The 22061-nt window shown below is 51.0% G+C and carries 21 protein-coding genes; 9 read left to right on the forward strand and 12 right to left on the reverse strand.

What is annotated here, in order from left to right:
• Positions 1 to 68: 68 nt before the first annotated feature.
• Together ACO08I_RS07375 and ACO08I_RS07380 are read left to right on the forward strand one after the other, a co-directional pair.
• Complete coding sequence (locus tag ACO08I_RS07375; protein WP_421948935.1) at positions 69 to 3044, forward strand: S8 family serine peptidase; 2976 nt, start codon at positions 69 to 71, stop codon at positions 3042 to 3044.
• A gap of 7 nt (positions 3045 to 3051) precedes the next feature.
• Positions 3052 to 4677: a tetratricopeptide repeat protein gene (locus ACO08I_RS07380; RefSeq protein ID WP_421948936.1), complete on the forward strand. Its 1626-nt coding sequence runs from the start codon at positions 3052 to 3054 to the stop codon at positions 4675 to 4677.
• On the opposite strand, the gene ACO08I_RS07385 is transcribed toward ACO08I_RS07380, so the two are convergent.
• The 3 genes from ACO08I_RS07385 to ACO08I_RS07395 form a co-directional block, all read right to left on the reverse strand.
• Positions 4674 to 5210: an NUDIX hydrolase gene (locus ACO08I_RS07385; RefSeq protein WP_282779753.1), complete on the reverse strand. Its 537-nt coding sequence runs from the start codon at positions 5208 to 5210 to the stop codon at positions 4674 to 4676. The genes ACO08I_RS07380 and ACO08I_RS07385 overlap by 4 nt on opposite strands.
• Before the next feature lie 92 nt (positions 5211 to 5302).
• Positions 5303 to 5911 (reverse strand): SCO family protein, encoded by a 609-nt coding sequence (locus tag ACO08I_RS07390; protein ID WP_282779751.1) that lies wholly within the window; start codon positions 5909 to 5911, stop codon positions 5303 to 5305.
• Between the two features lie 126 nt (positions 5912 to 6037).
• Positions 6038 to 6508, reverse strand: a complete 471-nt coding sequence (locus ACO08I_RS07395; RefSeq protein ID WP_282779749.1) for a hypothetical protein — start codon at positions 6506 to 6508, stop codon at positions 6038 to 6040.
• Positions 6509 to 6629: 121 nt separating this feature from the next.
• On the opposite strand from ACO08I_RS07395, the gene pcaF reads away from it, so the two are divergent.
• Complete coding sequence (pcaF, locus tag ACO08I_RS07400) at positions 6630 to 7844, forward strand: 3-oxoadipyl-CoA thiolase (protein ID WP_421948937.1); 1215 nt, start codon at positions 6630 to 6632, stop codon at positions 7842 to 7844.
• Between the two features lie 106 nt (positions 7845 to 7950).
• Here the strand turns inward: pcaF and ACO08I_RS07405 are convergent, their stop codons facing one another.
• Positions 7951 to 8319, reverse strand: coding sequence for a hypothetical protein (locus tag ACO08I_RS07405; RefSeq protein WP_421948938.1), 369 nt, complete (start codon positions 8317 to 8319; stop codon positions 7951 to 7953).
• Between the two features lie 1216 nt (positions 8320 to 9535).
• Between ACO08I_RS07405 and ACO08I_RS07410 the strand changes: the two genes are divergently transcribed.
• From ACO08I_RS07410 to ACO08I_RS07430, 5 genes are all read left to right on the forward strand, one after another.
• A complete protein-coding gene (locus ACO08I_RS07410; RefSeq protein WP_044229524.1) occupies positions 9536 to 10207 on the forward strand; it encodes a nitroreductase family protein in 672 nt (223 codons plus the stop codon).
• Positions 10208 to 10212: 5 nt separating this feature from the next.
• Positions 10213 to 10956: an NRDE family protein gene (locus ACO08I_RS07415; RefSeq protein WP_421948939.1), complete on the forward strand. Its 744-nt coding sequence runs from the start codon at positions 10213 to 10215 to the stop codon at positions 10954 to 10956.
• Positions 10922 to 11971: a hypothetical protein gene (locus ACO08I_RS07420; protein WP_421948940.1), complete on the forward strand. Its 1050-nt coding sequence runs from the start codon at positions 10922 to 10924 to the stop codon at positions 11969 to 11971. Before ACO08I_RS07415 ends, ACO08I_RS07420 begins: the two co-directional genes overlap by 35 nt.
• Positions 11972 to 12057: 86 nt before the next feature.
• The gene (locus tag ACO08I_RS07425) at positions 12058 to 12672 is read left to right on the forward strand and encodes a flavin reductase family protein (RefSeq protein ID WP_282779727.1); all 615 of its coding nucleotides are present in this window, start codon (positions 12058 to 12060) and stop codon (positions 12670 to 12672) included.
• A gap of 278 nt (positions 12673 to 12950) precedes the next feature.
• Positions 12951 to 13628: a hypothetical protein gene (locus tag ACO08I_RS07430; protein ID WP_282779725.1), complete on the forward strand. Its 678-nt coding sequence runs from the start codon at positions 12951 to 12953 to the stop codon at positions 13626 to 13628.
• Positions 13629 to 13669: 41 nt separating this feature from the next.
• On the opposite strand, the gene ACO08I_RS07435 is transcribed toward ACO08I_RS07430, so the two are convergent.
• Positions 13670 to 14221: a hypothetical protein gene (locus ACO08I_RS07435; protein WP_282779723.1), complete on the reverse strand. Its 552-nt coding sequence runs from the start codon at positions 14219 to 14221 to the stop codon at positions 13670 to 13672.
• Positions 14222 to 14310: 89 nt separating this feature from the next.
• Between ACO08I_RS07435 and ACO08I_RS07440 the strand changes: the two genes are divergently transcribed.
• Positions 14311 to 14661, forward strand: a complete 351-nt coding sequence (locus ACO08I_RS07440) for a hypothetical protein (protein ID WP_421948941.1) — start codon at positions 14311 to 14313, stop codon at positions 14659 to 14661.
• 115 nt (positions 14662 to 14776) lie between these two features.
• On the opposite strand, the gene ACO08I_RS07445 is transcribed toward ACO08I_RS07440, so the two are convergent.
• The 7 genes from ACO08I_RS07445 to ACO08I_RS07475 form a co-directional block, all read right to left on the reverse strand.
• Positions 14777 to 15124, reverse strand: coding sequence for a hypothetical protein (locus tag ACO08I_RS07445; protein ID WP_421948942.1), 348 nt, complete (start codon positions 15122 to 15124; stop codon positions 14777 to 14779).
• Positions 15125 to 15163: 39 nt separating this feature from the next.
• Positions 15164 to 15754 (reverse strand): hypothetical protein, encoded by a 591-nt coding sequence (locus tag ACO08I_RS07450; protein WP_282779716.1) that lies wholly within the window; start codon positions 15752 to 15754, stop codon positions 15164 to 15166.
• Between the two features lie 98 nt (positions 15755 to 15852).
• Positions 15853 to 16299 carry a hypothetical protein gene (locus ACO08I_RS07455; protein WP_421948943.1) on the reverse strand — a complete coding sequence of 149 codons (447 nt, stop codon included), beginning with the start codon at positions 16297 to 16299 and terminating at the stop codon, positions 15853 to 15855.
• Positions 16300 to 16364: 65 nt separating this feature from the next.
• Positions 16365 to 16934, reverse strand: a complete 570-nt coding sequence (locus ACO08I_RS07460) for a TetR/AcrR family transcriptional regulator (protein ID WP_421948944.1) — start codon at positions 16932 to 16934, stop codon at positions 16365 to 16367.
• 40 nt (positions 16935 to 16974) lie between these two features.
• Positions 16975 to 19131: a T9SS type A sorting domain-containing protein gene (locus ACO08I_RS07465; RefSeq protein ID WP_421948945.1), complete on the reverse strand. Its 2157-nt coding sequence runs from the start codon at positions 19129 to 19131 to the stop codon at positions 16975 to 16977.
• A gap of 228 nt (positions 19132 to 19359) precedes the next feature.
• Positions 19360 to 19704 carry a hypothetical protein gene (locus ACO08I_RS07470; RefSeq protein WP_421948946.1) on the reverse strand — a complete coding sequence of 115 codons (345 nt, stop codon included), beginning with the start codon at positions 19702 to 19704 and terminating at the stop codon, positions 19360 to 19362.
• Positions 19705 to 21435: 1731 nt separating this feature from the next.
• Positions 21436 to 21936 carry a hypothetical protein gene (locus ACO08I_RS07475; protein WP_282782352.1) on the reverse strand — a complete coding sequence of 167 codons (501 nt, stop codon included), beginning with the start codon at positions 21934 to 21936 and terminating at the stop codon, positions 21436 to 21438.
• Positions 21937 to 22061 lie beyond the last annotated feature (125 nt).

Consider the following 22061-nt stretch of genomic DNA (forward strand, 5'->3'; position numbering starts at 1 on the left):
GTAAATTGGGAGCGGAAAGGGTGAACGGGTTAACGCCCGGACGCTCCCAGCTCATAAACACTGATCCAATGCGCCAATTGTTTCTACTGCTCAGCAGCCTAGCGCTGTTCCACGTCAGTTTAACTGCTCAGGAACTCAACCTTGAGACGGTTGCCCCTGCACTTCAGCAAGCATTGGAAAGCGCCCCGGAAGACTACCATACGGTACAAATCCTGCTTAGTGATCAGGCAGATTTACCCGCTATAGAAGCCCGGTTCAAAGCCAAGGCTACTCCGGTTAAAGACCGCGGCCAGATTATCATCAGCGCACTTAAGGAAAGTGCCCATACCATACAGCCTTCTTTTTTGGAGACCTTGTCCAGCCTACCGGGTGTACGCTTACAGAAAGCCCGGCAGTTTTGGATTGTCAATCTTATCGCCTGTGAGGTTAACCTGGAAGGCGCAGCTGCTATCAGTCAGCTTCCTGCTGTGGAATGGATGGACATTAACTGGAAGATGGCCTTTCCTGATGCCTGCGACAGTGCGCCGGCACCTCCTTCGCCCAATGGCATTGAGCCCGGGCTGGAAGTGATCGGTGCCCCTTACATGTGGAGCCTGGGCTATACCGGCTACGGTCGTAAAGTGCTTGTGGTGGATACCGGTCATGACATCGACCATCCGGCAATCGGGCACAATTTCGCTTATCAGCAAATGCCGATGTCCCAGGCCTGGGCTAATGGAGACCGCCCCTACTATTGCGGCAATCATGGCACCCACGTTGGCGGCACGATAACCGGTATTGACCGCGTAGCGCGGGATACGATCGGTGTTGCCTTTGGTGCACTCTGGCAGGGCAGTTCCACATCAGACTGTGCCTCCTCCGCCGGTACGGCCCTGGATGCCATTGAGATTTTCGAATGGGCGATGGACCCTGATGGCAACCCGGCCACTATCAGTGACCGCCCTGATGTGATCAACAATTCCTGGAGCCGGGATTATCCGGTTCAAAGTGATTGTGGCGATCCCATACAAAGACAGATGACCGATGCGGTATATGCTGCTGGTATTGCCGTTGTATTCTCTGCCAGCAATGAAGGGCCCGACCCGCTCACCATCGGGGACCCGCCAATGGAAAACTGGGACACGGTACGCATGTTTTCCGTAGGTGCTATCAACGGTAATTCCCCGAACCTGCCTGTTGCCGACTTTTCCAGCCGTGGCCCCACCGTTTGCGGAGGGGAAGGCAGCCTGCTGATCAAGCCTGAGGTATCCGCACCAGGCGTAGCCGTACGCTCTGCCCTGGCCGGTGGTGAATACGGCACACTGGGCGGCACCTCTATGGCGGCACCTCACGTGAGTGGCGCCCTGCTCCTGCTCAAAGAAGCCTTCCCGAATCTTTCAGGTGAAGCCCTGATGCTTGCCCTTTACTATACCTGTACTGATTTGGGTATACCCGGAGAAGATAATAATTATGGAATGGGCGTGATCAGTCTGCCTGCGGCTTATGAATACCTCATTCAGCGGGGCCACACCCCTACGCCACCGGTACAGTCGACTAATGATGTGGCGCTCCTTCGCGTGGAGCAGTCTGACTACTATTGCAGCAACACCCTCTCCACGCGTATCCTGGTGGAAAACAATGGCTCTGACACCATCTCAAGCCTCGAAATAGCGGGTGGCCTGGGCAGTCAAAGCCTTCTCCACAACTGGGAAGGACAACTCCTCCCCGGCGAACGGGCCTGGATCAGCCTGCCGGCACTAGAAGCTCCCGCCGGCAATTACACCTTTGATGTGGAACTGACCCTCGCCAATCAGCAAAACGACCTGCGCTATCTCGATAACCGGCAAAAAACAGAAGTAACGATCCTGGACAAGGCCCCTGTTCCTGTACAACTCGAAGGTGCAGCGGCCGTGTGCCAGGGCGGCAGTGCACTGCTGCGGGCAGACTTTGATGGGGAAGCGGACTTCAATTGGTTTGATGCCCCCGAGGGCGGTCAATTACTCGGTGAAGGGCCGGTATTGCAACTGAATGACGTGCAGAGCAGCCAGGAAGTTTATTTGGAGGCAAAGATCAGAGCACAGCTGCAAACGCCAGATATTTCCGACAGTGCACCCCATGAAAGTAACGCGCAGGAAGGGCTGATTTTTGATGCCTTCCATCCCTTCACCCTGCACACCATCACCGTACGGACTGCTCAGCCCGGCGGCAGAATGCTACGCCTGACCGGCCCCAATGATACTTATAAGACACAAATCATTCAAATAGATGAGCCTGGTATTCATACGATTGAGCTTAACTTTGAGATCCCTGAGGGAGAAGGCTATAAGTTGCTGCTCCTGGCCGGTGCCCCACTACAGTACTACAGTGGTGAAGTGGCTTTTCCTGTAGCAGAAGAACAGGTCGTACAAATTACCGGCGCTACCGACAGCACAGGGCTGTATTATTATTTCTACGACTGGTCGATCAGCTATGATTACTTTTGTGAACGCAGCAGTGTCTCCGTGCCGGTCAGCAACAGTACCTCTGCCGGAAACGTGGACATACTGGTCTCTGATGCAGCGGTAGACCTCGCCACAGAAACAGGCGTGGTAGGCTTTGAGACCGTAGCGAATGACCTGGATATTGTCAGTTGGCGCTGGAATTTCGGCAATGGCTTCATTAGTGAACTCCCGGCTCCGAGCCATACCTACACCAAAGTTGGCCGCTACCCGGTAAGCGTAGTGGTGGAAACGGCTGCCGGCTGTAGCGAGTCTGCCACGCTTTGGGTCGACGTTACCGATAGCACTCCACCAGCCAACACCACAGAGGACATTGCTGATTTCAACCTCACCGCATTCCCCAATCCGGTGGGGGAAAACCTGTTTCTGCTTTTCAAACTTCCCTACAGCCAGGATGCTTACATTCAGCTGGCAGACCTGCTCGGCCGCCCATTGCGGCAGTTCGAGCGGCGGGTTTCCGATGGTGTCCCCATCGAAGTGCAAATGGCAGATTTGCCCGGCGGCACCTACTTTGTGGTTGTCGAACTGGAAATGGGCCGCATGGTACAACGGGTAATCAAGCAATAATTAATTCATGTTCCAAACAATATTCCGCCCGCTCAAAGGGTTGGATAGCCGTATGCAAATCAAACGACCAACTTCTGCTTTGAAACCTTTCCCTCTGCTTCCACCACTTATCCTGATGCTCTGTTTTGGCATCAACGTGGCGCTGGCGCAGCCGCAGGAACTGCTTCACAAAGCCGACAGCCTGGCCAAAGCCCTTCAATACGAGGAAGCCAACGCCACACTGTCTGCATTCATCAAAGAATATCCCCAACGCAAATACGACATGGGAGAGGCCTATTTCAAAATGGCCGGCAACCACTTCCACCTCGGCCAACTGGAATCCGCTACCCGGTGCAATCAGCAATCTGCAGATTTGCGCATGGCCATTGCCCCCGATGCGCTGGGATTGAACGAACAGCTTTCTGCCTGCATCCATTTAGCCGAGGGGCAATACGATACCGCATTGGAACACCTGGACAAAGCACGCCTTTACCCTTTTTTCGACGACCCGCTCATACCTGCGGAAATTGCGCTTCTGGAATCAGAGATTCAGGAGCAGCGGCATCAGTACGACCTGGCACTGAAAGCCGCCCGTTCTGCCGCCGAGATCGTAGAAATTGTGGAGAGTTCTGAAGCGCCTCCCCTTTCAGGTATCTATTTGCAGCAGGCTCATCTGCTAGCCATCAAACAAGATTGGACCGCCGCTGTACAGGCTTGCCAGGCTTCCCTGAAGATTGAGGAAAGCCCCGAAGCCAATTTGTTACTGGGACAGGCTCTTTTAGCCGACAAACAGCCATCTAAAGAAGCAAAGACCGCTTTAGCAAAGGCTCAGCAGCGAGGTTCAACGGCTATACAAATTGAAGCCGGGCTGGCACTGGCGCAGTGGGAATTGGAAAATGGGAAACCCTACGGTGTTTTGGCCCAAACAGACCGCATCTCTGCACTAATCAATAATCAGCAAGGAAGCAGGGGAAAGAAAGCCGGGGCTAATCAACCTCACAGCAACCAATACTATACCCAGGCCCAAATGAAATACCTCAGCGCACAAGCTTATCTGATGGAAACTTCCGCAGACAGTCATGCGCAGGCGCGAAGTGCAGTATACCAGGGGCTGGATGCCCTTCAGCGGTCGGAAAAAGAGGATACCTTACTTCAGGCACAATTGCTGGAACAGGGCTTAATGGCACTCACCCATCCGGAAACGGGCATTCAGGCTTTTGATCAATACTTAGAGCCTTTTTTAATGGCTCATTCTGGTGAACGCCAGCTATTTTCGTCAGCACATCAGGAAGGGCTCTCCAGTATTCACTTTTTTGAAACCCCCTCAGCTGTTTTAGGCTTGTACAGGGATCAGGATACTACTTTTATGAGGCCGTTAGAACGTGACATGATCCGGCAAACCCTTTCCCAATTGAGCGCCGGCACACCTGAAGCCATACGCTACATCGCTTTCCAGCAGCTTTTCGGTCCCTTTGAGGCCCGACTGGCCAACAAAGAAAGCCTTGAGCTGGGATTTCCGGAGAAATGGCCTGCCCAACAAATACTACAACTGCCCACCACACCTGAGCCGGATGGCGGAATTTGGCCCTTCAGGCACCGGCCCAAACCGGTTCGGAAGAGATTTGGAATAGAGGCTCCCGCAATGGACTATTAAGCATTTAACCAACCCAAAAAATCCAGGGAAAGGTAGCCCGCATCCACATTAGCGAAAGTGGTATCTGCCGGGTTGTTAAGGAGTTTGCGGAAGGAAGAAAGCGGAAGCCGGAACACCTCTATAAATTCATCTTCGTCCAGTTGCTGCTGCCCGACTTTATGGCAGCCCGTAGCAATCATGCAGAGGTGGCGCTCGGTGGAATAAGCAGAGCGGATTTCTTTCAGCAGTCGGATTTCATCGGCTTCGTACCCCGTTTCCTCCAAAAGCTCCCGGCGGGCGGCTTCTTCCGGAGACTCCGTAGGGTCTACATAGCCCTGAGGGAAACTGGTAAGCGTGGTTTCAGGGCCCGGGCGGAACTGCCTTACCAATATAGCTTCTTTATCGGGTGTAAATGCGGCGATGGTGACGTAGGTATTGTTTCCAATCACGTCAAAGTCAGCATGACGGCCATCCGGCATCTCAAACGTCCGCCGGATCATATTGCGCCAGCCCCGAAAGGTGAATTCCTCACTTATTTTTTTCCAGTCCTCCATAGGATTTCAAAGGTACACCCTCTCCGCTCAAAGTCAAACAAGACGGTCAGTTATTGTAAGAAATACACCATGATTTTTTGAAGGGCCCGGATCTACTCGTTAGCCAGCAGCCATTCGATGTCTGTCAGCAGGCGGTCTACTTTTTCAGGGTCTGTCCCATCGGCATAGGACCGGATGTGGCCTGTCTTATCAATCAGGAGAATCCAACCGCTGTGGTCAAAGCCGCCGGGCGCGTTGGGGTCCTCTTTGGCAATGCTCATGTAATCATCCGCGATCCCGTAAATCTCATCCATCTCTCCGGTAACGAACCTCCATTGGCCATTATCTACGCCCAGGTTTTGAGCGTAGCTTTTCAGGCGGCCTACTGTGTCCCGCTTAGGGTCAATAGTATGGGACAGCAGCATCAGCTCGTCATTGCCTTTGTACTTGTCGAAAATGCGCAGCATTTGTTTTTTGACCTTTGGGCAGATAGTCGGGCAGGAAATGAAAAAGAAGTCCGCGAGGTAAATTTTACCCTCAAAAGTCGCATTCGTCACAAGGTTGCTGTCCTGATCAACGAAAGCGAAATCTGGAATCGTATGGTACATTGTATCCTGCCCGTTGATTTCGTGTTGCCCCAGGTACGGCAGCGGCTGCACCTTATTTTCCTGCTGACAGGAAAAAACGGTTAATGCGAGAAGTGTGAATAGCAAGAAGCGCATGGTTTATTAGTCCTTTTAGTTATTGAGAAACGGTGCTTTGCCAGGTAAGCTAAGTGTAGTGCCTCGGCACCGGGCGAAAAGCCCTTGCCAGCCACCTGAGGCCTTCCTACCTGACAAAGCACCCTGTTATTCCGCTGCCGTTTCAGCCTGCAGTTCCTTCAGCAGGGTTTGCCCTTGTTCCAGGCTGCTCAGCATATCCTCCTGTACCTGTGTGATTTCTTCCGTCTCCGCATTGAGGTAGTTCATAATTTCCTCGTGTGATTTTTCTTCGCGGAGCTTTTTAGGCTGCTGTAGCTCGCCCATCCACGCCATCATGCCTTCACTGGCCGCTTCCAGGTTTTCCACGGCGTTATTGATCAGCTCAAGCTGGGTTTTATCTTCCAGCCCTTCAGCCAGGGCTTTAAGTTCCCGGCTCACGCGGTTCATATCCGCCATTTTGGGCATCACAGCATCATGGACTTCCATCATTTTGGCCCAGGCTTCCTCTTGCTGCTCAACGGGCGATGCCGATGTTGATGCTGCATTCTGATTGCTACCGCCGCAGCCTATTCCAAAAACCGTGCCGGCAAGGGCCAGCAACAAAATAAGATTACGCATTGCTCTTTATTTTTTAGTTGAAACAAATTATTCGCTCCAGCGTTGCCAGAATTGGGCGAATATAACTGGATTTTTTCCACACTTCTGTGATCTTTGTGACCAATTACTGAATACCCTAACCATGAAAGAAACTTACATTATTGATGCCGTACGCACGCCAATCGGCAAGTTCACTGGCACCCTGTCCCCTATCCGGACCGATGACCTGGCAGCGCACGTACTGAGAGCCCTTACGGACCGCCACCCCGATATTCCCGGAGAGGCTTACGCTGATGTCATTATGGGCTGTGCCAATCAGGCCGGAGAAGACAACCGAAACGTAGCACGAATGGCTCTGCTTTTGGCAGGGCTCCCCTACGCTGTGCCCGGCGAAACCGTCAACCGCCTTTGCGCTTCTGGCATGTCAGCCGTCATCCACGCCAACCGGGCTATAAAAACGGGCGACGGCGACCTGTTCATTGCCGGTGGTGTGGAGCATATGACCCGCGGCCCCTGGGTAATTTCAAAAGTCTCCAAACCCTACGGCAGAGATGCTCAAATGCACGACTCCAGCTTTGGCTGGCGCTTTGTCAACCCCAAAATGGAAGCGGCCTACGGTACGGACGGCATGGGGCAGACCGCAGAGAACCTGGTAGGAAAGTACGGGATCAGCCGGGAGGACCAGGACCAATTCGCAGCCTGGTCGCAGGAAAAAGCAGCGGCCGCACAGGCTTCAGGAAGATTAGGTCAGGAGATCGTTCCTGTGCCCATACCAAGGCGCAAGGCAGACCCGGTATTATTTGACAAAGACGAATTCATTCGCCCCGGCACTACCCTGGAAGTGCTGTCGACGCTCCGCACCGCCTTTAAGCCTGCAGATCAGGGCGGCACGGTTACCGCTGGTAATGCGAGTGGGCTCAACGACGGCGCAGCAGCCATGCTCGTCGCTTCAGAAGACGGGGTCAGGCAATACAGCTTAACGCCTATGGCACGAATTGTCAGCTCTGCCGTGGTGGGCGTAGAACCCCGAATTATGGGCATAGGCCCGGTCCGGGCATCCAATCAGGCATTGGCGAAAGCCGGCCTTACGATGGACGATATGGATATCATTGAGCTCAACGAAGCCTTTGCGGCCCAGGCCCTGGCCTGCACCCGGCAGTGGGGCATCGCTGATGATGACCCGCGCATCAACCCAAACGGCGGTGCCATCGCCATCGGCCACCCGCTGGGCATGACCGGTACCCGCCTGCTGCAAACCGCAGCCCTTCAGCTTCAGCAAACGCAGCAGCGCTATGCTTTGGTGACCATGTGCATTGGGGTGGGACAAGGTTATGCCACCATCATCGAGCGCGTGTAAACAATAAAGCCCCGCTCCGTTGGCGAGGCTTTATCATTCGTTTTCAGTGGGCAGTAGCTGATCAGACTTGATGGTCAGCTACTGCCTCATAGCTTAAATTTCAGGGCTATTTCCGGGTCTTGTCTGAAGTCATAATGGTTCCGTCTTTAATGCGGACCACCACAATCACTTCATCATCGCCTTGTTTGGCAGTCAGTAGGTAGCGCCCATCTCCCACCTCTTTGAGGTCGTAGATTCGTGCGTAACCGTTGTGGTTTTTGATCAGGTCGCGGTGCAGGGTCTTACCGTTCATATCGGTCAGCTCCACCGTAGCGGTTTGTTGCTGAAGGTTGACCAGCTGAATGCGCAGGGTTTGCTCAGGCATTACTTTGGAAAGCAGCCGCATTGGGCTGTTGTCTGCGGTGTTGGCCTGGGCGGCAAAAGTGATTAAGGCAAACAAAGATGCCAGGGCACCCGTTTTAATCCATTTCATCATTACAGTCGGGTTTTGATTAAAAAATGTTTTGGGTGATTGTGTGTTGACGCAAAAGTGGAAAGCTCAGGGCTCTGATGCGATGATAATCGATCAACAGAGGACAAGCATAGACTAAGATTATGCCTGGAGCGTCCTTCCCACCCTACCGTTGCCAGTAGCGCAGTTGCCTTCGCATTGGCTTTCCGCCGATTAGGCGCCAGGGCTTATCTCAGCCCTTCGGAAATGTTTGCATGGCATGCAAACAAAAAGGTAGGCCCTGACGGGCCTACCTACGGAGGAGTTACACGCTTGCTTGGGTTAATTGGGGCAAGGGACCGGGCATACCTGAAGGTCACGCCAGGGGGATAAAGGGCGTCCCCGAGGCCAGGTATTTACCGATAGGCGGAGAAACAAACGTTCTTAAAGGACCGCCGTATACATCGGTACAGATGCCTTGCGCCTCCTCCTATAAAATGGTGCTTCCAAATTTGAAGTTGGTCCCCCGGACAGCAAAGAATACTGCATTAGTGCTATCGGCGAGGTAAAAAGGAATGCAGCCAAATGAATATGTCATAAAGGTAGTCGACTGTCCCTCCGTGCAGAAAACTACCCACTTCGGGCAGTCGACTTACTATGAATGTTCATGGGCTGTATCTTGACTCCGCTGCGTTGTTACATTTGGCACGGTGGGGGGGAAGGTGTGCCAAATACAACTCAGCGGTTGCGAAAAGACATTACAATAGCGGCTTTGCAGCAAAGCAAAGACCAAATAAAAGTCGTGTTGAAGTGAATAGTGCTTGAAGCGTCAATAGCTGCCCTTTCGGATATTCAAGAGTGGGGGGAACTCCGGAATAAACCTGTGCACTTTGACTGTTGAATGGGTCGAGATATACTCAAACCGGTATCAGGATAGGAATGCGTTTTTGGGAAGGATTCAGTGGTCGTACATATTTGTTTAATCAAGTCAAATCATAAATAACTGACTTGCACTTGCAAGATACTTCACGATCGCAAAAAAGAATGTATTATAAAAATATTTTTGTGACATGTAAAATAACAAAAAAAGAAACGATATTTATTGATTATGTTTATTTATAGGAGTTTTAGCCCGTTCAAATGTGACTAAAAACGAGCGAAGGATTATGATTCAGGCAATGCTCCATTCCCTCGGAAGGATTTACCGAATAATGTCTACTTTTGCAGCGAGGTTCAAGAGGTCAACACAAATCCTACCAAGATGCCAGCAACGGAGCATAATTTTATCAACTACAAATGCATACGGTACCCCAAAGCAGAAATGCTCAACCGCAGCCGGGAGTATTATCAGTTTATGGACCGCCGGCGCACCATTCGGGACTTTTCCGACAAGCCGGTCCCCTATGAGATCATTGAGAATATCGTCATGACGGCCTCTACTGCGCCTTCCGGGGCTCACAAGCAACCGTGGTCATTTTGTATTGTAGCCGACCCGGAGCTGAAAAAGGAAATCCGGGAAGCCGCTGAGAAGGAGGAGTACGACAACTACAACGGCCGGATGTCAGAAGAGTGGCTGGAAGACCTTCAGCCCTTCGGGACCGACTGGAAAAAGCCCTTTCTGGAGATTGCGCCTTACCTGATTGTAATTTTCAAGAAGCCGTACGACCTGGTGGATGGAGAGAAAAAGAAGAACTACTATGTGAATGAATCCGTAGGCCTGGCTGCCGGCTTTTTGCTCACGGCCATCCACAATGCCGGCCTTGTGGCGGTAACTCATACGCCAAGCCCCATGAACTTTCTCCATTCGATACTAAAGCGGCCCGAAAACGAGCGCGCATTCTTACTCATCCCTGTAGGCTATCCGGGCGAGGAAGTAAAGGTGCCCGACATAGACCGCAAAGCAAAAGACGAGGTATTGATCTACTATCCTTAATGCTTATGTGTACCGTAACCTATCTTCCAAAAACCGATGGCTGTTTTATTTTCACGAGCAACCGGGACGAAGCCCCGCACAGGTCGCCTGAAAATCTGGACACTACTACTATAAGTGGCACCCAACTCCTTTTCCCCCGTGATACTGCCGCCGGGGGTACCTGGGTCATTGCAGGCAGCAACGGAACCATAGTCTGCATACTTAATGGTGCCTTCCTGAAGCATAAACACCAACCTCCTTACCGCCGCAGCCGGGGGCTTATGGCACTGGACTTTTTCAGCTTCGATACCCTCCATGCCTTTGTGCGACAGTATACCTTCGAAGGCATGGAGCCCTTTACCATGGTGGTGGTTGACAAAAAGCAGGTAACCGACCTCCGCTGGGATGGCACTCAGCTCAGCGTGCAGGAAAAAGATTCCGGCAGTCCGCACCTCTGGTCCTCCCCCACCCTATACTCCCCGGAGATGCAGCAAAAACGGGAACAATGGTTTAGCGAATGGCTGGACGGGCGGTCTACCTTCGAGCAAAGCGCGATCCTCCACTGGCACCGCACAGCCGGGGAAGGCGACCCGGAAAACGATGTGGTGATGAACCGGAATAACATCGTCCGGACCGTCAGTATAAGCAGTATCGAAGCTACGCCGCTGCAGCTGGACTTTACCTACCATGACCTGCTGCGGCAACAAACCAAAAAAGCACAATTGCCCGTTAACCATGAAGCTTTGGCCGTCCACCACCGCAAAAATTAAGCTGCGCAACTGGGAGTACTGGCCTTCTAAAGCCTTTTACTATCCTATTGCTCCTTACCTGATCTGGCTTATGATCAAAGCGCGGCACATGTGCTACTGGTCAGCGGTTAACCCCAGCATTTATACCGCAGGTATGGGCATGGAGTCCAAATTCGATACCCTGAAGCTCCTGCCTGAAGCTTACCGCCCAAAGTCCGTCTTTCTGCCCGCTGGCATTTCACAGTCCCAGGTTGAAGAACAGCTGCTGGAGGCAGGGCTGACTTTCCCGTTGATTGTCAAGCCCGACCTCGGTTTTCGGGGGCTGTTGGTCCAAAAAGTAGAGGACATCAGCGCTCTGATGCAGCACCTTGGCTATCGGGCTATTCCATTTATCGCTCAGGAGTACATAGACTGGCCGGAAGAGGTTGGGGTGTTGTATCACCGAATGCCAGGGGCGAAAAGGGGCGCCATCACCTCCGTGACCACCAAGGAGTTCTTGCATGTGCTGGGGGACGGACAATCTACCGTGCTGGAACTGGTACGACAAAGCCCACGGGCCCTGCTTCAGCTGAATCGGATTCAGGCGCTTTACCCTCATAAGATGGCGAAGGTCCCAGGACCAGGCGAGCAGGTCCGCCTGGGTATTGTGGGCAACCATGCCAAAGGCACCCGCTTCATCAACAGCAACGACCTCATCAACGAAGACATGGTGGCTGTTTTTGACCGCATCAGCACTCAAATCAATGGCTTTTACTACGGCCGGTTCGACCTGAAATGCCGCAGCCTGGACAGCCTTTTCACCGGTGAAGGCCTAAAAATCATCGAAGTCAACGGCGTTTGCTCAGAACCCACCCATATTTATGACCCTCAACGGGGCACCTACTGGTCGGCCCTGCGCGATCTGGCCCGGCACTGGTCCATTATTTATAAAATTGCCCGACAAAACCGGCGCAAAGGGGTCCCGTTATTGTCTCACGCTAAAACCGCCCGTGCCTTTCTGGACCTCTTCGCTTACCAGCGGAAAGTGGGGAAATAAGGCCTGCCATTTGTTTTCTTTTGTGCCGAACCTATTGCCCCGCATACTGTTTGAGCCATTGCACACCAACTTTACGCGAATAATTTATGCAGAAGCAATTTTCTCTGGAGGACATCCTCGCTATGGAGCGCTTTTACCGGCGCGATTTCATGAATACCATTTCCGGTTACCGCAGTTGCCATTTGCTGGGCACGCTGAGCTATAAGAAAGTGCCTAATCTGGGGCTGTTCAACAGCATCACCCACGTAGGGGCCACGCCCCCTCACCTGGGTTTCATCATGCGCCCACTGACCGTGCCCCGGCAGACCTATCACAACATCAAGGCACAGGGCTACTTCACTCTCAATCAGGTGACAGAAGAGATGATGCATCAGGCACATCAGGCTTCCGCCAAGTACGAACCGGACCATTCTGAGTTTGAAGCCGTGGGACTGAAAACCCAGTACACCGATACCCACCCTGCTCCCTATGTTGCTGAAAGCCCGATCAAATTGGGGCTTGAGTTGGCAGAGGAACACCATATTAAGGCGAACGGGTCCATCTTCGTGATTGGCAAAGTGGTGGAAGTCATCATTGACGAAGCCCTGATTGCCGAGGATGGCCACATCCTATTGGAGAAAGCCGGTATCCTTAGCGTTGCCGGGCTGGACAGCTATTACAAGCCCGCCTTGATCGATCGGTTGGATTATCCGAGGCCGTAATTGGATTACCTGGCGCATCCTCACAAGTGTGCATAACAAATTGCACTTTTTGAATAGCTTGCCAGCATTTGCCGTTTGCCTCTCCTGGATAAGCTGGAGCAGAGCGGGAAGCTCTACCCCAGCAGCCATAGGGCTTAAATGCAGTGGGTTGCCTTTGTGTTTTGTGCAATTTGTTATACACACTCCTCACAATCCTATGACAGCATACTGTCTGACTTTTTCTATTTTTGCATGCAGTGCCTGAATTGGGCGTGTAGTGTAAACCGAAAAAAGAGTTCATGAAAAAAATAGGCTATCTGCTGTTTGTAATCTGTGTTCTAACGGTTATTGGCTGTGGCAATCGCTTTCTCAGAGAAATTGATACCAGCTACCCTACCCAGTTCGACTTAGGCCAGTTCAGCCTTCTCGGTGAGACACGGACTCAACTCGCCTACCACGACCGGGAATCCGTCTTTTTTGTGGATGAGAACAGTGCTTCAGCGAGCTTTGAGATCATTCATGCAGAGGCTCCTGGCCTGGATTCTATAAATGTTTTTGTTGACAATATCTACGACGACAGCACTGGCGTACGGACGGCTTATGTGTCTCAGTACCTCGACGACACCCTGCGCAGTGCGGCATTGAACATGGAATTTATCGTTCGCCTGCGGGCGAGGCCCAACCTGGCTAACCCGGGCAGCCGGGATGTAGGCGACTGGGTGGAAGTGTGGTCCAAAACCCCGGGCGAAACCGCATTCCGGAAAACATTTGAAACCGTTTTCAATCAGCGCAGCTGGCCCCGGGATGAGCTCACGCCACCAGTTGAGGAAATCACCCTCTTTAACCGAATTTTCCAGGAGGTATGGATGCATCAGGTCGCCAGTGGGCCCGGTGAGGTTTGGTTCAACCGTCAGTATGGCATCGTCTCCTTTACGGATGGCTCGGGGCGGCAGTGGCGGTTCCAGAATTTGGAATAAGTCGGCCTCCTTTAAGAGATGCTATGTCAGCATTTCTAACATTACTCTTCTGCCGAAATCCACATTATTCCAGCATTGATCCCTCTGAACGGTTGCCCCAGCCGGAAGTGCAGCTGATTTGAGTCCCGTATCAGTGTATCCCTGAGCCGGGACCGCCCCAGGTACAAACGGTTGTCCGTAATAAAGTACGCTCCTGATTGGGCATAGCTTCCGTAATGGGCACTCGCGCCCCCCATTCCATTGTTTATGGCTTTGTAAGTTCCATTGGCTCTAAATTCAATATCCAGCCCAGACTCCATATAAAAAGAAGCCCGCAGTATTGTTTCAGGTTGATCCCGGATATAGACGTAAGCATAAACCATTCCTATCCCTATTGCCATCAGAATGAACCAGTTGGCCAGCCCCTGCAATGCAGTAGCTATCACTGGCAGGCGAATCAGAGCCGGTAAAAAAGCACTTAATAATCCGGAAACAAAAATGAGCGGGATCATAAAAACATACTCCAGCCCCAACCCTACTGTAAAATATTGAAAGGCTTCCGCAATGATTGCGATAAAGCTTACAACGTAAAAGAAAACGGTGAATATTTTCATAAAAATATTTTTGTTGAAGATGCAGCACCTGCCGCACTAATCCTACTCTAAGCGTGAAGCACGCCTTAATCACGGTAAAAAATGAAGCAATGAAGCTATTTCCCATTATCGCCCTGACCCTTGCGCTCTTACTGGCCGATGATTTGGATATCGGCACACTGACTACCTGTGATGCCCAGGCAGAAGTTCTGACCATGAATGCCGATATTGAGGATGGCATTACCATGACCTTTGTCTATTTGTCGCGCTACGATAACAATCCAACCGGGACTCCTTACGACTGCAGCGGTCAAGAAGCGGCATGGTGCTCAATGGAGCGCAGGAGCCTCAAATCTGGCCCAATATTGATGGCTACAAATCTTCCTTCAGCTACACCCTTCAGGCGCAGGCGATGGCGGTATTACCCATTGGACAACGGACCAGTATACTGGGCGGCGTGAGTGCGGTCATCGAACCACAATCTTACACCAATGCCGATGCTGCAGCCCTTGAGCGTTACCATTGTATTGGATTAAAATTCGGTATTCGGTATCGGTTAACCCCTTAAGTGGTTTGTCACCCCGGCAGGACTTGCGCTTTCCGGGCCTGAACAAACAGGGCTATGACCGACACAATCGCAGCGATAGCCCAGGCGTACTGTATGTACTGAGCTCCTGACCAGTGATAGTCCAGCGCCACTGCTCCGGCTACGGCCACGTTCATGACGAGTACGAGCAGGTTTAGCATGGGTTTGCGCCGGGGATGGTTGAATTGCAGGAATGCCACCCCGTTAAAAACGGCCGCCAGCCCATGCACAAGGGTCAGCCAAAACCGCCCGGAGGGCCAGACCGTCAGGGCACCGAGGAAAAATAAGCTGCCATTCAGCAAAAACAAAAACCGGGAAAAACGTTGCTTGCGGGCCATTGGAGCAGGTTGAGGTGACGGAACCGGGACCGATGAACATCAGCCCAGCGTATAAACCAACCGGCTGGCAAGGGTCCAATCCAATCTTTCCCTGCGTGCCGGCAAAGTAGCCTTGAGGTTTACGCCCAGGTGCCGACTTAGCTGAAAGGTCAGATGAGCCTGCAGGAGCAATGCCTCCGTATTTTCGTAACGGATATAAGGATTTAGTTCATTCCGGTACAAGTCTTCAGCATGAAAACCCAAAAGCCGGGCATAGGCAAGCCCCAAACCACAGCGAAGGTCAACGTAATTATGCTCCCTTGACAGGCTTATGGTTTTGCTGAGGTAAACGGGCACCTCAAGATGATGCAACCGAACCCTGCCGAAGCGGACCTGCGGATAAAACTCAGGTAGTACATACTCCCCATTTTGACTGTAGAGTATTTCGACTCCCAGCTCAAAGTGATCAGACAACCTGGCACGACCCAACAGCCCGGCGTTAGGACCAAAATAGTCCATAATGCCATCTCCCTCGAGTTCTGCAAAGTTTAGCCCGGCGACCAGGCCCGCATCGAAGGTCCTGGATTGACTGCGAAGTGCCATTAGTGAACAGACCAGTAACAGTAGTACAAACAGATTCTTTACCATCATACGGAGGTTTATTTATAAACCCTCTCGTATTCAGCCTAATTTTCCATTATCCTTTATTTAACAATCTGATAGCGACTCTTCTTCAATCAGAAAAACAATCAAGACTCCGCCCGCCACCATAACGGCCCCACTGCCAACAGCAAAACTAAAATATTGAACAAAACATTGGAGGCGTTCCCGGAAGCCGCAGAGCCGGCACTGTCCAGCACAAACCAAGATAAAATTCCGGACAACACCACCCGCCGTACTGGCTCCGGAGCAGCATCAAACAGCCGGCCGGACATCCCCCAGATCGTAACGCCCCAGCCCAGAAGAAACCCGCCGGTCAGGGCGGAAAGGAAACGGGTAGTGGCGGCTGCGTAGCTTTGGTCCCCATCGAGCGGCCAACTGAGGAGGTCGAGCGTCCACCGGGCTGGTTCTGCTGTAGGAAGCATACTCCCCAGGAAGAAAACGGGCCCGAAAGCTCCCACCACGAGGGCAGTGAACTTCAGGTAACGCTTTTGGAAAGCAAGGGAACGGTAACGGGGTGTTGGAGTAACTGACATGGACATCGTATTTTGATTCCACGGCAAGTTAGCGGGTCCGCCGGAGCCCGTTTAGACGGTACCGTCTAAACGTTGGTTTTCTGAGCCTGAAAAGAGCGAACAAGATGTTGAAGCCCCACAAAATAATCCAACAGCCAGGCCCGGTTGAGGGTGTCCGGGGTGAGCTGAATGTAGAAGTTTTCCAAGCTGAGTTGCAGGACGAGCCCCGCCAGGTAAGATTGGTCTTCCAGCCCAATAATTTTCTTCCAAACTGGCAGTATCGCCGGTACAGTCAGTTCGGTGGTGCCCTCAAAGCATCGCTCAAACACCGGATGGCTGCGGTGGACCCGCAACTGCCGGTTGAAGAGCAGGTCTGTTTTGTGCTCCAGCAGCACCTCAATCAGGTCGTCCAGCGACTGGCAGGCCGCTTCCTTTTTGGCAATCAGCCGGGCCTTTTCAAGGTGGTGGCGTAAAAGAGACTCTTGAAAACCCTCCGGGTCAGCAAAATGATGGTAAAAAGAGGACTTACTTTTGCCTACTGCCCGGGCCAGACGCTCGACCTTCAGGGCTTCCGGGCCGTGATGGGCAAATGTGGTATAACCTTGTTGCAGCCAATCTAATTGGAGCGTTGCAGTTTCTTTTGTGGTTTCAGGCATTGGATCACTAATTTAGAAGCTTTAATACGGTAGTACCCTTTTAGCATTTGACCACCCTCGCAACACAATCTCCCCGGCCTTCACCGGAGACCATCAGCAGATAAACGCCGGACTGTAGCCGGGTACAGTCTAATTCCACGATGCCTTTCCCATCATAATTACCAGCCTGCAGTTCCCGCCCCAGCATATCATACAGCGTAATTGAAGCCGGCTGATGCCTCAGGTCCACCCTGAGCTGATCTTCTACCGGATTGGGATAAACCGTAATGGCAACGGCGGGGTCTGCACAGGCTGTCAGTTTGGTATCAGAACCGTCGCAGTCTTCATCCATACCGTTGTTGGGGATTTCCTGAGCGCCGGGGTTGACCTGGGGATTGCTGTCATCGCAGTCTATGCCAGCTGGGTAGCCATCCCGATCATTATCGGTGTTGCAATCCGGTGGCTCCAGGTTAAGTTCAAAGGATTTTTTGTGGAATCGACCTTGAATTCTGGACGTCAAAATGGCTTCTGAATCTGAAATAGCCTCCAGGCTATAAATGGATTCTTTATTGCAAAGCGTGACTTGTACCATTTGCAGACCATCTGAAGTATAATAGACGATACCTGATTGATCTTTCAGCCAACCTGCTTCCCGGTTAAAAAAGGTAAATTCCTCAACCGTAAAATCAAGAGGAATAACAGTCCAGGATGCTCCTCCGTCATCAGTCGAAGCCATGCCTTCAGGGTGTAGGGCCAAAGCCGATAACGCGTCAAAAAAATACCAGTCTGAAACATTGGAAACCGCAACGGTATCCTCCCAGGTCAATCCTTTATCATAGGACTTACTCAAATAGCGAAATTCATTACCATCTTCATCTGCCTGACGATAATTACTTCTTACCAACAAGGAGTCGTGGACATATTGAACACCAAGAAAACTGAACCCTGACGCAGAAGAAAGCCTTTCCCAATTAAAGCCATAGTCCAGGCTCCTGTAAAACCCGTCAGATGTTGTAACCCATACTTCTCCTTCAGAGCCAGTTTCAATTACATACCCCCAAACTGGTAAGCCTTCCACTTCTTCCCAGGTTAGTCCGCCATCGTGGGTCACTAGTACTCCGGAGATCGGGTGTTCTCCAAAGGGAGGGGCTTCGCTTACACAAGTCAACACACCATGTGTTGCGTCCATCATTTCTAAATCCTTTATTTTCCCCCGGTAGCCCTCAACGGGCTCCTCTATGGTTACTAAGTTCCAGGTTACTCCACCATCTGTTGTCCGGAAAAGTTTGGGTGCCCATGGACTATTATCATAGATAAATTCCAATTCATCATCGAAACAATGGTAACCGTTAATGCGTAAAAGATCAGTTGAAAAATCAGTTTCCCATGAATCACCGATACAAACTGGTACTTTAGTTTTCCATATCCGTTCACCTTCATAGCAGTGGTTAGTTGCCTTTACCGACAGGGTGTAACAGCCCGGCTCTTCATATAGATAACGCGGAGCCCTTTCAGACCCACCCTGCCCATCGCCGAATTGCCACTCAAAATCAGATGTATACCGGCTATTATTGTCAATATTTAAGTACCTTCCATTGGCGTTCACTTCAAAATCAAGGACCGGCCCGACACAGCTCAGGGTTTCACACAACACTGACTCCCCCTCCTTTAGCCACAGGAGCCCATCTTCCGTTTTTGCACAAATCAACTCCTCAAGATAATGCCCAGGGTCATAAGGGAACAAACTCCCATTAAGGTCCCCTATCCCCTCTATGCGCGATACCCTATGACCTCGCCAATTCAGATCAAAGCGAATTCGTTCTTCACCATTTAGTAAGGTTACCGGATACTTTGCCAGCACCTCCGCCTGAGCGTAAACTCCTTCGCCTATCTGATCTCCGGGCTGCAGCCCGTAATCGAATACTAAAATCCGGGAACAATCGCTTTGGATGAGGTACAACCTTTGCTGCTCTGCCTGTAAATAAACCAAGTCTCCATAGTTATTGTGGACAAAAACCAGCACCTCCATACCTTCACATCGGGTTTCTTTTTTGAGGAAGCTATAGCCCGTGGAAAAGGAATGACCAGAGAGATAATGAGCCCTCTGACAATTGATCTGAAGCCCGGGTGCCGATAAGTAATCTGACAGGGTTTGGGCTGAGGAATGCCCCGCGAAGCAGAATAGGAGGAGAAAAAGCGCTTGGTACTGGAGTTTCATACACATAAATTTTGAAGTAAGATAGTCCTCTCAACCATTTATGTCAAGCGTTCCTGCTAACTGATCCTATCGCTTGTAACACCGACTGCAAAAGAACTGCTCCTTTAGATCGTGTTGTAGAGTTTGCCGCCTTCCTGTATATGCCCGTATGGACAAGTCCGTCCCTACGAATAGACATTGGCGCTTCCAGCTTCGCCCCCCCGTATCAGGTTGAGGGCTCTGTCCCGGCTAATCCACCATTTGCTCCGTTGCCTCCAGGCTTTCCGCTTTAGCTTTTTGCCGCTCCAGGTAAGTCATATAAAAGTACCCGGCAAAGGCGGCTATACATAAGGCCAGAATGATATTCAACCGCACTATCGTTCTACGCTGTGTCTGCCAGGCCACAAACAGCGCAACGATCAAACCGATTGCTGCGGCGATTACCCCATAGCCCAAAACGATGGCAGCGGCCGCAAGCCCCTGATCCTTACCGGCATCAATAAAGCCGGCATAGGACAATCCGGCAAAAAAGGAGGCTAAAACAGCTAGCAGATACAGTAACCAACTATAGGGCTTGACCATTTGATATGCCATAATTATCGGGGTTGCTTTGAATAAGAAAGGAACCAAATATGTATTTATTTGTAGCCTATACAAGCTAAGGTAAGGAAAAGAGCTGGCTGCTTTGGCAAAATATCCACGTTGACCTAAATTCCCAATGTCATACGGCTTAACTTACGCCCTAATCTAAGTCACTATGCCATCCAAAGATCATGAATACGGGACCAAAACGCGGCTGACTTGGGTGCTCAGAGCCATTCAGGAGCAACCTTACCACTATACCGAAAGGAATTGGCCGATAAGTACGAAATCAGCAAGGATGCCATCTAAGGAGATTTTGATGAGAGGAATAGGCAGCTTTGTCAATTGAAATATGATGAAGCTTACCAGTATGGTTTTGTTACGGACCAGCCTTTTGATGACCTAAAGGGGCTTTTGTAACTGAATCATGGAGGTTAATGTTGGATGCTGCACATGGAGGTGCCACGGAAAAATGCCTGATCGCAACTCATCAGAATTCAAACCACAGTCCGTGTATTCCGTGTTCTCTGTGGTCGCAACTAACTGCATTTGACACTTCCATACCACGGAACACACAGAACACACGGAAAAATGCCTGATCGCAACTCATTAGAATTCAAACCACAGTCCGTGTATTCCGTGTTCTCTGTGGTCGCAACTAACTGCATTTGACACTTCCATACCACGGAACACACAGAACACACGGAAAAATACCTGGTCGCAACTCATTAGAATTCAAACCACAGTCCGTGTATTCCGTGTTCTCTGTGGTCGCAACTAACTGCATTTGACACTTCCATACCACGGAACACACAGAACACACGGAAAAATGCCTGATCGCAACTCATTAGAATTCAAACCACAGTCCGTGTATTCCGTGTTCTCTGTGGTCGCAACTAACTGCATTTGACACTTCCATACCACGGAACACACAGAACACACGGAAAAATGCCTGATCGCAACTCATCAGAATTCAAACCACAGTCCGTGTATTCCGTGTTCTCTGTGGCCGCAACTAACTGCATTTGACACTTCCATACCACGGAACACACAGAACACACGGAAAAATGCCTGATCGCAACTCATTAGAATTTAAACCACAGTCCGTGTATTCCGTGTTCTCTGTGGCCGCAACTAACTGCATTTGACACTTCCATACCACGGAACACACAGAACACACGGAAAAATGCCTGATCGCAACTCATCAGAATTCAAACCACAGTCCGTGTATTCCGTGTTCTCTGTGGTCGCAACTAACTGCATTTGACACTTCCATACCACGGAACACACAGAACACACGGAAAAATGCCTGGTCGCAACTCATTAGAATTCAAACCACAGTCCGTGTATTCCGTGTTCTCTGTGGTCGCAACTAACTGCATTTGACACTTCCATACCACGGAACACACAGAACACACGGAAAAATGCCTGATCGCAACTCATCAGAATTCAAACCACAGTCCGTGTATTCCGTGTTCTCTGTGGCCGCAACTAACTGCATTTGACACTTCCATACCACGGAACACACAGAACACACGGAAAAATGCCTGATCGCAACTCATCAGAATTCAAACCACAGTCCGTGTATTCCGTGTTTTCTGTGGCCGCAACTAACTGCATTTGACACTTCCATACCACGGAACACACAGAACACACGGAAAAATGCCTGATCGCAACTCATTAGAATTCAAACCACAGTCCGTGTATTCCGTGTTCTCTGTGGTCGCAACTAACTGCAACAAATCACTGATGCACATAAACATTAGGCGTACTCCCTTGCGGCACATCATTCGGATAAGAGACCATTGACAGTATCTTCCATCTTCCATCCACATTTTGCATCGTCCGGCTGTTGTTGAGGGTACGAAGCTTGCCATCAGGTTGAATATTGGAGCTGCGCATGGATACAAAAGCCAGGCTACCATGTATCGTCATGTGGATATCCGTGTGCCGGAATTCCGCTGCATCGTAGTCTACAGGCTCTGGGTTATCCTTCATCCAGGCACTCACAAATTGGGAGAGGTCGGCCCAACCACTGGCCCGAAGGGTCACTGCTTCTTCCACACAGGCCCAGAATACTTCAGGACCCTGCACGTAGTACTCACTCCAGGCCGTATGGTCTTTCTGGTAAAAGGCCCGGCTCTCCCCTTCTATGGCTTGCATGATGGCTTTTTGTTCGGATGACTGGGCCTGCAAGTGCAGAGCGCCGCACAGTAAGGCGACCACAAAAATAGCTTTGCTCATAAGTTCTTGTGTTGTTATTAAACTATGCTTCATGCCAGAGCATCAACTGTAACAATACGGGCAAAAAGTTGTTCATGGCCTATGACTCTAATACCATAAGTCTAACAAGGGTGTCTCTGCACAGT

The organism is Phaeodactylibacter xiamenensis (assembly GCF_965229835.1).
GTDB lineage: Bacteria > Bacteroidota > Bacteroidia > Chitinophagales > Saprospiraceae > Phaeodactylibacter > Phaeodactylibacter xiamenensis.